Raw genomic sequence first — 13251 nt, 5'->3', positions numbered from 1 at the left:
TCTTAGTCTGCTGTCATGCGGAGAGTCGTGGTCGTCGGGTATCCCGCCGCCGAATTACTGGACATCGCCTGCGTCACCACCTCACTGATCATGGCCAACATGTTCGGCGCCGCGCCTCCCTACGACGTCTCGTTCGCCACCCTCGGCGGCCGTCCGGTCGTCTGCGGCAGCGGCCTGACGCTGGCCGCGCAGACCGCGCTCGAACACGAGACCGGCCCGCTCGACACCCTGATCGTCGCCGGGGGGATCGGCTGCCAGGACGCCGCCGACAACCCCCTGCTGGTCGCCCACATCCGGCGGCTCGCCGCGATCACCCGCCGGGTCGCCTCGGTCTGCACGGGCGCGTCGGTCCTGGCCGAGACCGGCCTGCTCGACGGCCGCCGGGCCACCACCCACTGGCAGGACGCCTCCCGCCTGGCCGCCCGCCATCCGCAGATCACGGTCGACCCTGACCCGATCTTTATCCGCGAGGGCGCCGTCGCCACCTCGGCCGGGGTGACCGCCGCGCTCGACCTCACCCTGGCCTTCATCGAGGAGGACCACGGCGCCGAAGTGGCCCGGACGACCTCCCGGCACCTGGTGACCTACCTGCAGCGCCCCGGCAACCAGGCCCAGATGAGCATGTTCGTCAAACCCCCCGCCCCCGACGGCCCGCTGAGCACCCTCACCGCCTTCATCGGCGCCAACCTGTGCGACGACCTGTCGACGACCGCCCTGGCCCGCCGCGCGGGGACGAGCGAACGCCACCTGACCCGGCTGTTCGTGAAGCACCTGGGCTCGTCTCCGGCCCGGTACGTCCGCGAGGCCCGGCTGGAGGCGGCGGCGCGGCTGCTGGAGAGGACCGATCTGACGATGGCGGTGATCGCCCAGCGGACCGGCTTCGGCCGGGCGGAGTCGTTGCGGCAGGCCTTCACCAGCCGCTTCGGCATCGCCCCGTCGGCGTTCCGGAAGAACCGTTAGAAGAGCGTCAGCGGCTCCACGTCGGGGGGCTCGGGCAGCGGGTCCAGTTCGGGGAGCCGGGCCCGGACCTCCTGGTGGAAGCGCCGGTTGAGGGTGAGCGCGTCGACGTTGTCGGGGGTGTGCACGAACACCGTGGGCGAGCGGCCCTCCTTCAGCCACTCGACGGTCTTCTCCACCCAGAAGGCCCAGCCCTCGACGGTCCGGTCGGGGTCGTCGCGACCGATGTAGCGGATCAGCGGGTGGGCGGTGAGCGCGCGGTCCCTTCGGGGCATCCGCGGTTTCCTCGTCCAGGCGTCGCGCTCGGTGTCGGAGGTCGGGGGACGCTCGAACAGGACGGTCGTGTCGAAGGGCACCCATTCGGCGTCTCTGATGGCCAGGGCCCGCTCCAACGCCGTGATCGCCCGGTCGTCGTCGAAGAAGGCGCGGTGGCGGACCTCGACGGCGTATCGGTGCTCTGCGGGCAGGTCGCGGAGGAAGGCCGCCAGGGTGCCGACGTCGAGCGGGCCGAAGCCGCCGGGGAGCTGGATCCACAGGGCGTGGGTGCGGGGACCCAGGGGTTCCATCGTGTGCAGGAAGGCCCTGAGTTCGTCGGCCGCGCCGGTCAGGTGGCGTTCGTGGGTGATGGTCTTGGGGAGCTTGATCAGGAAGCGGAAGTCGGGGTCGGTCTGGCGGGCCCACGACTCGACGGTCTCGCGCGACGGGACGGCGTAGAAGGTCGTGTTGCCCTCGACGGCGTTGCAGTAGGTCGCGTAGTCGGCCAGGCCCTGTGACGGCCACGACTTCTGGTTCCACATCGCACAGCCCACGTGAAGTCGACGTCGCATGGGGTCATGCAATCACCTGCGCCGTGGTGACGAAAACGGGGACGGCCAGGAACAGGCGGCGGTACGGCGACGACGACCGGTTCCGGGTGGCGGTCATCGTCCGGGCGCGGCAGGCGGGGTTGTCGCTGCCGGACATCCGGGCGCTCTTCGCGGCGCCGCCCGACCGGAAGGCGATCATCAAACGGCACCAGGACGACCTCAAGCGGCGGATCGCCGAGATCCAGGCCACGGTCGACTTCCTGGAGGGCGGCCTGCGCGCACGACGATTTCACCACCTGTCCGGCCTTCCGGAAGAACCTCTTTCCGAATGTTTCATGACCCCTCCCAGGTGGGCTTCTCTCCCTAATCCGGAACATTGCGGGCTGAAATATTTCGGATCACTCTCGGAATGTTTCGAACTCTCGGAGGAAGCATGAAACGACTCCTGGCCGCCCTCGTGATCCTCGCCGCGGGGCTGTTACCCCTGCGGCCCGCGCAGGCGGCGTCGCTCGTCGAGGTGACGGGTTTCGGCAGCAACCCCACCAACCTGCGCATGCACCTGTACGTCCCCGACAACGTCGGCCCCCGCCCGGCGATCCTGGTGGCGGTGCACTACTGCACCGGGACGGGGCCCGCCTTCTACTCGGGCACGGAGTTCGCCTCCCTCGCCGACCGCTACGGCTTCATCGTGATCTACCCGTCGGCGACCCGCAGCGGTCAGTGTTTCGACGTCTACACCTCCGGCGCGCTCACCCACAACGGCAACAGCGACCCCGTCGGCATCGTCTCGATGGTCAACTACGTGAAGTCGCGCTACAACGCCGACCCCGACCGCGTCTTCGCCACCGGCGCGTCCTCGGGCGGCATGATGACCAACGTCCTGCTGGGCGACTACCCCGACGTGTTCCGGGCCGGGGCGGCGTTCATGGGGGTGCCCTTCGCCTGTTTCGCCACCACGGGCGGATCGACCTGGAACAGCCAGTGTGCCAACGGGCAGCTCATCAGGACCGCGCAGCAGTGGGGTGACCTGGTGCGCGGCGCCTACCCGGGCTACACCGGGCCACGGCCGCGGATGCAGATCTGGCACGGCACCGAGGACGCCACGCTGCGCTACCCGAACTTCCAGGAGCAGATCAAGCAGTGGACCAACGTCCACGGCCTGTCGCAGACCCCGACCTCCACCGACACCCCGCGCTCGGGCTGGACGCGGACCCGCTACGGCACCCAGGTCGAGGCGATCAGCCTCCAGGGCGTCGGCCACAACCTGCCGCTGTCGGGCCAGGCCGCGATGGCGATCAGCTTCTTCGGCCTCGACGGCACCCAGCCGTCACCGTCGCCTTCCCCGTCGCCTTCGCCGTCGCCCTCTCCGTCGCCCTCTCCGTCGCCGTCCCCCTCCCCGTCACCCACGCCGAGCCCCAACAACGGCCCCTGCCGGGTGGCGTACACCGTCAATCCCTGGAACACCGGGCTGACGGCCAGTGTGACGATCACCAACACCGGGACCAGCCCGGTCAACTCGTGGAACCTTGCCTTCACGTTGCCCTCCGGGCAGACGGTGACCTCGGCGTGGAACTCCACGGTCTCGCCGGCCAGCGGGAACGTCACGGCGCGGAACCTGGCCTACAACGCCACGATCCCCGTGAACGGGACCCAGTCGTTCGGGTTCAACGCCAACCACAGCGGCAACACCGCGCGGCCCAGCGCGTTCACGCTGAACGGAACCGCCTGCACCGTCGTGTGACCCGCGAAACGGCCCGGCTCCGGCCGGGCCGTTTTACGGGACGTTACGGTGTCACCATGAGTGAACCCCCGCGTACCCACTGGCTCCGGCGCTGGCCGGGGCTGGTGCTCGCGTTGCTCGCCGTGCTCGCGACGGCGATCGACAACCGCGTGATCTCGCAGAACGCGCGGCCAGGGTTGGCGGAGGTCCAGCGTCCCCCCTTCGAGCTGCCCATCTGGCTGCACGGGCCGATGTTCGCCTTCCTCTCGCTCACCTTCGCCCTGATCGCCGGCCTGCTCTGGTACGAACAGGCCCGGCCGCTCGCCCTGTGGTGGTGGGTGGCCCAGCTGGTCGCCTACTTCCTGTGGGCGCCGCTCTCGCTCGGGCTCCGCCTTCACTACCTGGCCGCGATCGACGCGGCGATCTTCCTCCTGCTGCAGGTCGTCGGCTTCTTCGTCTTCTGGCGCGACAGCAGGATGGCGGCCCTGCTCCTGCTTCCGTTCATGGCCTGGACGGTCTATCTCACCGCGCTGAGCTACGAGTTCGGCCGGCTCAATACGTAGGGAGGACCTCGGTGTTCTGGCAGGCGGTCAGCAGCCATCGCCCGTCCTCCCTGGTCATGACCCACATCGGCGAACCCGGGTTGCCCACGGGGTCGCCGTCGGGCGAATGGTAGCGCTGCACCACCTTCACGGCGGCGACGTCCGGGCGGAGGAACAGGACGTGCTCGACCTCGAAGGTCACCGACAGACCCTTCATCGCGCCCGGCAGCACCTTCCGGGTGAAGGCGGCGATCTCATCGCGGCCGAACAGTCGGCGGCCGTGGCCGGTGGTCCAAATCGCGTCGTGGCGGAAGAGCGCCACGAACTCCTCGGTCAGTTCGTTCTGCTGCGCGTGCTCGACGGTCGCGACGACGGCCCTGATCTCCTCGGTGTCCATGGGCTGAGCGTGCTTCATCAAGTGAGCTTGAGGTCAAGGAGGGCTTAGGTCCCTTCCGCTGAGGACCTCTGGTATCTACATTCGTCCCATGATTCGTGTCTTCCTGCTCGACGACCACGAGGTCGTGCGGCGTGGAGTGGCGGCGCTGCTGGAGTCGGAGGACGACATCGAGGTCGTCGGTGAGGCCGGCACCGCCGCCGCGGCCGTCGCGCGCATCCCCGCCCTGCGGCCCGACGTGGCGATCCTGGACGTCCGGCTGCCCGACGGCGACGGCGTCAAGGTCTGCCGTGACGTGCGCAGCCAGGTGCCGGCGCTGGCCTGCCTGATGCTCACCTCCTACGCCGACGACGACGCCCTCTTCGAGGCCGTGATGGCCGGGGCGGCCGGTTACGTGCTGAAGCAGATCCACGGCTCCGACCTGGTGGGCGCGGTCCGCACGGTCGCCGCCGGGCAGTCGCTGCTCGACCCGCAGACCACCGCGTCGATGCTCCACCGGCTGCGCGACCAGGCGAGCCGCACCGACCCCCTGGGGGCGTTGTCGGAGCAGGAGCGCACGATTCTGGAGCTCATCGGCGAGGGGCTGACCAACCGGCAGATCGGAGAGCGCATGTATCTGGCGGAGAAGACCGTCAAGAACTACGTCTCCAACCTGCTGGCCAAGCTGAACATGCAGCGGCGCACCCAGGCGGCGGCGCTCGCGGCCCGCATGAGGGCAGATCGGCGCGATTAATAGGACTTAGGTCCCTAATCCCCCATATGCCGTTACCGGCAGACTCACGACATGAGAATCGACTCGGCCGGGCTTACGGTGTTGTCGCGGGAGGAGTGCCTGCGCCTGCTCGCCACCACGCCCATCGGGCGGCTCGTGTTCACCTATCGGGCGCTGCCCGCCGTCCAGCCGGTCAACTACGTCCTCGACGGGGAGACCGTCGTCATCAGGACCGCCATCGGTTCCCGCCTGGCCGCCGCGACCCGTGACGCCGTGGTGGCGTTCGAGATCGACGACGTCGACAGGGAGACCGGGTCGGGCTGGTCGGTGACCGTCCTCGGGCACGCCCGCGGGGTGACCGCGCCCGAGGAGGTAGCCCGGTTGTCGAGGTTGCCGCTGATGCCCTGGGCGCCCTCGGCGTTCGACCACTTCGTGACGCTCTCCACCGAAGAGGTGTCGGGGCGCAGGATCAACTGACGGGCACGCTCCAGCGCAGCCGGGTGTGCCAGCCGTCGGCCGCGCCGATCGAGAACGAGCCGCCCAGCAGGACCGCCCTCTCCTCCAGGTTGCGCAGGCCGCTGCGGCGGCCCCCGTCGGTGACGCCGACGCCGTCGTCCTGGACGATCAGGGTCAGCACCCCGTCGGTCACCTCAGCCACCACTTCGGCGCGGGTGGCCTTCGCGTGGCGTACAAGATTCGAGAGGGCCTCGCGCAGGACGGCGAGGAGCTGTTCGGCGACCGCGTCGCCCACGGCGTTGTCGAGCCAGCCGTCCATCCGCAGGCCGGGCATGAAACCCAGGTGGCCGCGGGCGCCCTCGACCAGTTCGACGATGTGGAAGCGGAGGCTCTGCTCGCCCATCACGGCCGGTGACTGCAGGGCGAAGATGGTCGAGCGGATCTGCCGGATCGTCTCGTCGAGCTCGTCGATCGTGTGCCTGACCCGGGTCGCCGCCTCGGGGTGTTCGACCAGCTTCACCGTGCTCATCAGCGTCATGGCGGTGGCGAACAGCCGCTGGATGACGACGTCGTGCAGGTCTTTGGCGATGCGGTGGCGGTCTTCCAGCAGGCCCAGGCGCTCGGCGTCCTCCCGGGCCTCGGCCAGTTCCAGCGCGATCGAGGCCTGGTCGGCGAAGGCGCTCAGCATGCGCAGCAACGATGGCGTGAACGGCAGGCGGCCGGGCCGTTTGCCGAGCTGGAGCACCGCGCGCACCGAACCGACGCGGCCCAGCGGTATCGACGCCTGGTCGACGAGGTCGGCGAGGTCGCCGTCGACGATCTCGGTGCCGTTGCCGAAGCGCAGCACGGCGACGTCGGCGTCGGCCATCTCGCGGGCCCGGCCGACGACGTGGGTGAGCACCTCGTGGGGCCCGGCGCCCGACAGCAGGCTCGTGGTGACCTCGGACGACGCCTGCAGCCACATCTCGCGGCGGCGGGTCTCCTCGAACAGGCGGGCGTTCTCGATGGCGACGCCGGCGGCCGTGGCGAGCGCCGTGACGACCGCCTGGTCCTCCTCGTCGAACTCGGCGCCGCCGCGCTTCTCGGTCAGGTAGAGGTTGCCGAAGACCTCGTCGCGCACCCGCAGCGGCACGCCCAGGAAGCTGCCCATCGGGGGATGGCCGGGCGGGAAGCCGTAGGAGTCGGGGTGGTCGGAGATCCGCGCCAGCCGCAGCGGCTTCGGCTCCTTGATGAGCAGGCCGAGCAGTCCGAGGCCGTGGGGCCAGTGCTCGATGCGCGCGATCTCCTCCTCGCTCAGCCCGACCGGGATGAACTCCAGGAGGGTGGACTCCTCGCCCACCACGCCCAGCGCGCCGTAGGTGGCGTCGACCAGCCGGGCGGCGGTCTCCACGATCCGGCCCAGCACGGTCTCCAGCTGGAGGTCGCTCCCGATGAGGACCACGGCCTCCAGCAACGAGTGGACGCGGTCACGGGTGGCCAGCACGGCGTCGAGCCGGGTCTGCAGCTCGGCGAGCAGCTCATCCAGGCGCATGCTGGGCACGAGAGGGTGAGCCATGCCGACATTCTGCTCCCAACCGGCGGCGCGGGGCGACCTGCTGACGCGGGTCGGGCGGGTCACCGGTGACCGTCCCGTCGAAGGGGATGACGGTCACCGGTGCGCGGATGAGCGGGCGCGGCTAGAAGTCGGCGTCGAAGCTGACCGTGCCGGTGACGCCGACCTGGTAGGCCGAGACCTTGCGCTCGAAGAAGTTCGAGAGCTCCTGCACGTCCTGGAGCTCCATGAACGCGAAGGGGTTCTTCGAGCCGTACAGGGGCGGGACGCCGAGCTGGGCCAGCCGGCGGTCGGCGACGTGCTCCAGGTAGAGGCGCATGTCGGCGATCGACATGCCCGGCACGCCCTGGCCGAGGAGGTCTTCGGCGAACTGGGCCTCGCAGTCGACCGCCTCGGCGAGCATCCGCCTGATCTCGGCGATCAGGTCGTCGTCGAACAGGTCGGGCTCCTCGGCGCGGGCCACCTCGACGACGTCGAACGCGAACGCCATGTGCATCGACTCGTCGCGGAACACCCAGTTCGTGCCCGAGGCCAGGCCGTTCAGCAGGCCTCGGGAGCGCAGGAAGTAGACGTACGCGAAGGCGCCGTAGAAGAACAGGCCCTCGATGCACGCGGCGAAGCAGATGAGGTTGAGCAGGAAGGCCCGCCGGTCGGCCTTGGTCTCCAGGCTCTTGAGGTCGCCCAGGGAGTCGATCCAGCGGAAGCAGAACTCGGCCTTGCGGCTGATCGAGGGGATGTTCTCGACCGCCGCGAAGGCCTCGAAGCGCTCCTGCTCGTCGGGCACGTAGGTGTCGAGCAGGTTCAGGTAGAACTGCACGTGCACGGCCTCCTCGAAGAGCTGCCGCGACAGGTAGAGGCGCGCTTCGGGGGCGTTGACGTGCTGGTAGAGGTTGAGCACCAGGTTGTTGGCGACGATCGTGTCACCCGTGGCGAAGAAGGCCACCAGCCGCGACACCAGGTGGCGTTCGGCGGGCGACAACCTCCCCAGGTCGGCGAGGTCGGAGTGGAGGTCGACCTCCTCGACGGTCCAGGTGTTCTTGATGGCGTCGCGGTAGCGCTCGAAGAACGCGGGGTAGCGCATCGGGCGCAGGGTCAGGCTCATGCCGGGGTCGAGCAGCATCACTGGCACGCCTCACAGGACTCGGGGTTCTCCAGGGAGCAGACCTCGGCGGCGGTCAGCACCGGCACGGTGGCCTGCTGGATGCGCGTCGCGGGGCGCGAGCGCAGGTAGTAGGTGGTCTTGAGGCCCGACTTCCAGGCGTAGAGGTACATCGACGAGAGCTTGTCGATGGTCGGACTGGCCATGAACAGGTTGAGCGACTGGCTCTGGTCGATGTACGGGCCACGCGCCGCCGCCATGTCGACCAGCGCCCGCTGGGGCAGTTCCCAGGCGGTCCGGAACAGGGTCCTGATCTCGCCGGGCAGTTCGGCGATGCCCTGGACCGAGCCCTCGGCCTGGCGGATGGCCATGCGGATCGGCTCCGTCCACAGGCCGCGCGCCTTGAGCTCGGCGACCAGCGCGTTGTTGATCTGGAGGAACTCTCCACTCAGCGTCTCGCGCTTGAAGAGATTCGACACCTGCGGCTCGACGCACTCGTAGCAGCCCGCGATCGAGGCGATGGTCGCGGTCGGGGCGATGGCGATCAGCAGGGAGTTGCGCAGCCCGTGCTCGGCGATCTTCGCGCGGAGCGCGGTCCATTCGGGGCTGAGGCCGTGCAGGTCGGGCTGGAGCCTGCCGCGGGCGGCCCACGTCTCCTCGTACGCCGGATGCGGCCCGTGTTCCGCCGCGAGGTCGGCCGAGGTGTCCAGAGCGGTCAGGTAGATCTCCTCGGAGATCCGGGTGGAGAGCTCCTTCGCCTCGGGGGAGTCGAAGGGCAGCCGGAGCGCGAAGAAGACGTCCTGGAGCCCCATCAGCCCGAGGCCGACCGGACGCCAGCGGGGGTTGCTCGCCGCGGCCTGCTTGGTCGGGTAGTAGTTGATGTCGATCACGCGGTCGAGGAAGACCACGGCCGTCTTGACGGTCCGGCGGAGCTTGGCCCAGTCGATGCCGCCGTCGGCCAGGTGGGCGGCCAGGTTGATCGAGCCCAGGTTGCAGACCGCGGTCTCCTCGTCGTTCGACACCTCGATGATCTCGGTGCAGAGGTTCGACAGGTGCACCACGTTGCCCGGCTCGGCGGCCTGGTTGCAGGTGCGGTTCGAGGTGTCCTTGAAGGTCATCCAGCCGTTGCCGGTCTGGGCCAGGGTGCGCATCATCTTGGCGTAGAGGTCGCGGGCGCGGATCTGGCGCACCTGACGGCCGTCCTGCTCCGCCTTGCGGTAGACCTCGTCGAAGGCCTCGCCCCACAGGTCGGGCAGCTCGGGCAGCTCGTTCGGGTCGAACAGCGACCACATCTGGTCGGCCTCGACGCGGCGCATGAACTCGTCGGGGATCCAGTTGGCCAGGTTGAGGTTGTGGGTGCGGCGGGCGTCCTCGCCGGTGTTGTCCCGCAGCTCCAGGAACTCCTCGACGTCGGGGTGCCAGGGCTCCAGGTAGACGCACGCGGCGCCCTTGCGGCGGCCGCCCTGGTTGACGGCGGCCACGGAGGCGTCGAGGGTGCGCAGGAACGGCACGATGCCGTTGGAGTGGCCGTTGGTGCCCTTGATCAGGGCGCCCCTCGACCGGACCCGCGACCAGGAGATGCCGATGCCGCCGGCGAACTTCGACAGGTGGGCGACCTGGGCGTACCGCTCGTAGATCGAGCCGAGCTCGTCGCGCGGGGAGTCGACCAGGTAGCACGACGACATCTGGGTGTGCCCGGTGCCGGAGTTGAACAGCGTCGGCGAGCTGGGCAGATAAGACAGCGAGGACATCAGGCGGTAGAGCTCGACCGCCTCCTCGGGCGTGCGCGCCAGCCCGCAGGCCACCCGGAGCAGCCAGAACTGCGGGGTCTCCACGGGGAGCCGGGTCTGGGGGTGGCGGAGCAGGTAGCGGTCGTACACGGTGCGCAGGCCGAAGTACTCGAACCGCCGGTCGTTGCCGGTGTCGATCGTGGCGTCGAGCAGGTCGGCGTGGTCGGCCACGAAGGCGGCGGTGGTGTCGCCGATCAGGCCGAGGGCGTGGCCCTCCTTGATCGACCGGCTGAACGTGTCGGCCTCGACCTCCTTGCGGATGTACGCCGCCAGCAGCCGCGCGGCCAGCCGGGAGTACTGCGGCTCCTCGCCGATCATCTCGGCGGCGGTCTGGATCGACAGACGGTCGAGTTCGGCGGTGGTGGCGCCGTCGTACAGGCCACTGATCGTCCTGGTGGCGACCCGCAGCGGCTCGACGTCGTCGAGCCCGCCGGAACAACTCTCCACCGCGGCCACGATCCTGGTCACGTCGACCGGTTCGAGCGAGCCGTCGCGCTTCTTGATGCGCATCCTCGTCCTCTCCTCGCGAACTCACCGAGGCGCGCGGGCACGAGGGCACCGGGCGGGGCCGTCCCACGCGGCCTCGGACCAAAACGCGATTGGCAGGTCTTCGGACTCGCGGGCGTGCTTCTTCTCGAAGCGCCTACCGGCCGTCGCTTCCCAGGCTTTCGGCAGCCCAGTGCTCGATTGACGGCTTTCGTTCCCACTCACCGCTGCGGGGCAGTCCCGGATTCCCACCGGGTTCCCTCTTACGGCGCCCCGGCTGGCGGGCGGGGCGAACCAACGCGTGGGACACCATATCTGGGATCGAGATCGGCTGTCACATCAACATGTGGTGTCCGGCACCCCCGGACGAATCCCCCTGGCGGAGTGTGCGCAGGATGGGGTGATGGAGCGGAAAACCTGCACCGTGCGACTGGTGGGCGGGCCCACGGCGCTGCTGGAGATCGGCGGCCTCCGGCTGCTCACCGATCCGGCCTTCGACGCGCCCGGACCGATCCCCAGCGGCACCCGGACGCTCATCAAGACCACCGGCCCGGCCGTCTCCCTGGAGGAACTGGGCGATCTCGACATCGTCCTGCTCTCCCACGATCAGCACGCCGACAACCTCGACCGCTCGGGCCGGGCCCTGCTCGACGAGGTGCCCGAGGTGCTGACCACCCCGGAGGCGGCCGAACGGCTCGGCGAGGACATCACCGGCCTCCGGCCCTGGGACCACCTCACCTTCGAGCGGCCCGACGGCGGCTCCCTCCGCATCACGTGGGTGCCCGGCCGCCACGGGCCACCCGGCACGGAAGATCTCACCGGCCCGGTGACGGGCTTCGTGCTGACCGCCTTCGATCTACCGGCGATCTACGTGAGCGGCGACAACGCCTCGCTTGAGGCGACCCGCGAGATCACCGAACGCCTGGGCCCGATGGACGCCGGCATCTTCTTCGCCGGCGCGGCCCGGACCCCGCTGCTCGACGGTTTCCTGACCTTCACGGCCGAGGAGGTGGTGGAGGCGACGTTGATCACCGGCGCGGAGGTGGTGATCCCCGTCCACATGGAGGGCTGGCAGCACTTCACCGAGGGGCCGGCCGACCTGCTGGACGCCTTCGAGAAGTACGAACTCGCCGACCGGCTGCACCTTCTGGAGCCCGGAGAGTCGACCTCGTTCTAGTCGCCGGTGACGGGGTTGCGGCCGAGGTTCTCCTCGGTGACCAGGAGCACAAGCGTGCCGGGATCGCCGGAGAACCGGACGGCCCCCCAGACGTGCCAGTCGTGGTCGACCTTCTTTCGGATCGGCCCCGTCCCCCAGCCCCCGGGGTTGCCCGGCGGAATGTCGATGACCATGAACTCGACGGCCTCCTCCCGCAGCCCGGGCAGCACCTCGCCGACGGTCCGCCCCTCGATGCCGGGCACGTCCGCGAACCGGAACGGCTCGTCGGTCATCTCTCCGTCGAAGGGCGGTCTCGGTACGAGTTCGCACGGCGCGACCGGCCCCCGGTAGACCAGGGTGCTGACGCTCCCGCCCGCGCCGACGGTGAAGACGATCGTCTGATCGGGCTCGAGCAGGTTGCCGTCGATGCGCATCGTGAAGACCGGGCCGTCCTGAGGGAGCGAATAGAGGCCCGGCGCCGGATCGAGGATGGTCTCGCCCCTCGGCTCGCGGCACCAGTGACCGGCCGGCACACTGTCGACCATGGCCGACACCCCCAGACCGGCCAGATCGGCGCGCAGGCCGCTGACGTCGCCGAAGTCGTGGATCTTGATCCATACGACGCCGTCGGCGTCCTTGGTGACGGCGTAGGAGGGCGAGCCGGCCTGGAGGAGCACGACTCCCGCCGCCGCGGCCGCCCCGGCGAGGGCCAGGCCGATGCGCCTGGTCCTGTTGGCCGGTTTCCTCACGGTGATCTGGGCCAGCAGCGTCCGCGCCCCCGCGCCGGACGGATCGGCCCCCGGACGGCCGGGCTCGACCCTGGCCAGGGATGCGATGAGGTCGTCGATGTCGTTCACTGGGGCCTTTCCGCCGGAAGGGCTGTCTGGTCGAGTCGGTCGGAGAAGCGGCGCCGGGCGCGGTGGAGGCGGATGCGGACCGCGTTGCGGGAGATGCCGAGGACGGCGGCGATCTCCTCGTGGGACAGGCCCTCCCAGGCGAGCAGGCCCAGGAGCTCACGGTCCTCGGCCTTGAGGGTCGCGAAGACCTCGTGGACGGCGGTCAGCTCGACCGGGTCGGCGTAGAGGGCGGCGAGGTCGCCGTCGAGCTCGGTCAGGCGGGACCGCCGTCTCGCCTCACCCCTGCGATGACCGGCGACGACGCGGCGGGCGATGCCGTAGAGCCAGAGCAGTGCCTCGTGGCCGGACGGCAGTCGGGCGATCTTCCGCCAGGCGATCTCGTAGGTCTCGGCGACCACGTCCGCGGCGTCGTGGGGGTCGGCGCAGCGGCGGGCGGCGTAGGAGGTGAGGTGGCCGTATGTCTGCCGGTAGACCTCCTCGAACCGATCTGGCGTTCATCCACTTGTGTCCTTCGTCGGCGGGGTTGCGTACACCCTCTTCATGCGGGAAGCCGCGCCGGCATTTCACCGGGACTGTCGTCGATCCGTCCACGAGTGACGTCAGACGGCCGTTTGTCCACGTCGCGGAGCTGTTCGAAGTAGAACGTCACGGAAAGAAACGGCGAACTCCTCGGTAGTAGCAGAATGTGCCATTTCCAAGGCATATGCGGTGCCACCATGCTCTG

At 69.6% G+C, this 13251-nt stretch carries 13 protein-coding genes, 1 pseudogene and 1 riboswitch; of the genes and pseudogenes, 7 read left to right on the top strand and 7 right to left on the bottom strand.

The features are described from left to right. Positions 1-15: 15 nt before the first annotated feature. Positions 16-960, top strand: coding sequence for a GlxA family transcriptional regulator (locus GT755_RS10080; protein ID WP_161479476.1), 945 nt, complete (start codon positions 16-18; stop codon positions 958-960). Here the strand turns inward: GT755_RS10080 and GT755_RS10075 are convergent. Further along, positions 957-1784, bottom strand: coding sequence for a DUF72 domain-containing protein (locus tag GT755_RS10075; RefSeq protein WP_202609873.1), 828 nt, complete (start codon positions 1782-1784; stop codon positions 957-959). The two genes, GT755_RS10080 and GT755_RS10075, sit on opposite strands and share 4 nt — an antisense overlap. On the opposite strand from GT755_RS10075, the gene GT755_RS39400 reads away from it, so the two are divergent. Genes GT755_RS39400 through GT755_RS10060 form a run of 3 tightly spaced genes read left to right on the top strand, consistent with a single transcriptional unit; the run spans position 1727 to position 4046 of the window. Then, positions 1727-2200, top strand: coding sequence for a helix-turn-helix domain-containing protein (locus GT755_RS39400; protein ID WP_202609872.1), 474 nt, complete (start codon positions 1727-1729; stop codon positions 2198-2200). The genes GT755_RS10075 and GT755_RS39400 overlap by 58 nt on opposite strands. Next, positions 2197-3504 carry an extracellular catalytic domain type 1 short-chain-length polyhydroxyalkanoate depolymerase gene (locus GT755_RS10065; RefSeq protein WP_235966461.1) on the top strand — a complete coding sequence of 436 codons (1308 nt, stop codon included), beginning with the start codon at positions 2197-2199 and terminating at the stop codon, positions 3502-3504. The genes GT755_RS39400 and GT755_RS10065 overlap by 4 nt, the downstream gene beginning before the upstream one ends. A gap of 56 nt (positions 3505-3560) precedes the next feature. Further along, a complete protein-coding gene (locus GT755_RS10060; RefSeq protein WP_161479473.1) occupies positions 3561-4046 on the top strand; it encodes a TspO/MBR family protein in 486 nt (161 codons plus the stop codon). Here the strand turns inward: GT755_RS10060 and GT755_RS10055 are convergent. Next, positions 4036-4440 (bottom strand): SgcJ/EcaC family oxidoreductase, encoded by a 405-nt coding sequence (locus GT755_RS10055; protein ID WP_161479472.1) that lies wholly within the window; start codon positions 4438-4440, stop codon positions 4036-4038. The genes GT755_RS10060 and GT755_RS10055 overlap by 11 nt on opposite strands. A gap of 70 nt (positions 4441-4510) precedes the next feature. Between GT755_RS10055 and GT755_RS10050 the strand changes: the two genes are divergently transcribed. Next, positions 4511-5152: a response regulator gene (locus tag GT755_RS10050; protein ID WP_161479471.1), complete on the top strand. Its 642-nt coding sequence runs from the start codon at positions 4511-4513 to the stop codon at positions 5150-5152. A gap of 51 nt (positions 5153-5203) precedes the next feature. Beyond that, the gene (locus GT755_RS10045) at positions 5204-5608 is read left to right on the top strand and encodes a pyridoxamine 5'-phosphate oxidase family protein (RefSeq protein ID WP_161479470.1); all 405 of its coding nucleotides are present in this window, start codon (positions 5204-5206) and stop codon (positions 5606-5608) included. Here the strand turns inward: GT755_RS10045 and GT755_RS10040 are convergent. From GT755_RS10040 to GT755_RS10030, 3 genes are all read right to left on the bottom strand, one after another. Continuing rightward, entirely contained in the window at positions 5601-7142 is a 1542-nt protein-coding gene (locus GT755_RS10040; RefSeq protein WP_161479469.1) for a GAF domain-containing sensor histidine kinase, read from the bottom strand. The genes GT755_RS10045 and GT755_RS10040 overlap by 8 nt on opposite strands. A 121-nt stretch (positions 7143-7263) precedes the next feature. Then, positions 7264-8259, bottom strand: coding sequence for a ribonucleotide-diphosphate reductase subunit beta (locus tag GT755_RS10035; protein ID WP_161479990.1), 996 nt, complete (start codon positions 8257-8259; stop codon positions 7264-7266). After that, positions 8259-10538, bottom strand: a complete 2280-nt coding sequence (locus GT755_RS10030) for a ribonucleoside-diphosphate reductase subunit alpha (protein ID WP_161479468.1) — start codon at positions 10536-10538, stop codon at positions 8259-8261. Before GT755_RS10030 ends, GT755_RS10035 begins: the two co-directional genes overlap by 1 nt. 73 nt (positions 10539-10611) lie before the next feature. Then, a riboswitch (cobalamin riboswitch) is annotated at positions 10612-10828 on the bottom strand. 89 nt (positions 10829-10917) lie between these two features. Here GT755_RS10030 and GT755_RS10025 point away from each other — a divergent pair. Further along, on the top strand, positions 10918-11691 hold the full coding sequence (locus GT755_RS10025) for an MBL fold metallo-hydrolase (RefSeq protein ID WP_161479467.1): 774 nt from the start codon (positions 10918-10920) through the stop codon (positions 11689-11691). Here GT755_RS10025 and GT755_RS10020 read toward each other — a convergent pair. Together GT755_RS10020 and GT755_RS10015 are read right to left on the bottom strand one after the other, a co-directional pair. Then, positions 11688-12527, bottom strand: coding sequence for a hypothetical protein (locus GT755_RS10020; protein WP_161479466.1), 840 nt, complete (start codon positions 12525-12527; stop codon positions 11688-11690). The two genes, GT755_RS10025 and GT755_RS10020, sit on opposite strands and share 4 nt — an antisense overlap. Continuing rightward, positions 12524-12997 (bottom strand): annotated as a pseudogene (locus GT755_RS10015) (RNA polymerase sigma factor); the annotation flags it as partial. The pseudogene GT755_RS10015 and the gene GT755_RS10020, both read right to left, overlap by 4 nt. Between the last annotated feature and the right edge of the window lie 254 nt (positions 12998-13251).

Origin of the sequence: Herbidospora solisilvae (genome assembly GCF_009901565.1) — a bacterium.
Classification (GTDB): domain Bacteria; phylum Actinomycetota; class Actinomycetes; order Streptosporangiales; family Streptosporangiaceae; genus Herbidospora; species Herbidospora solisilvae.
Note: the sequence above shows the minus strand (reverse complement) of the source record. Positions and strands in the feature narration are given on the sequence as shown.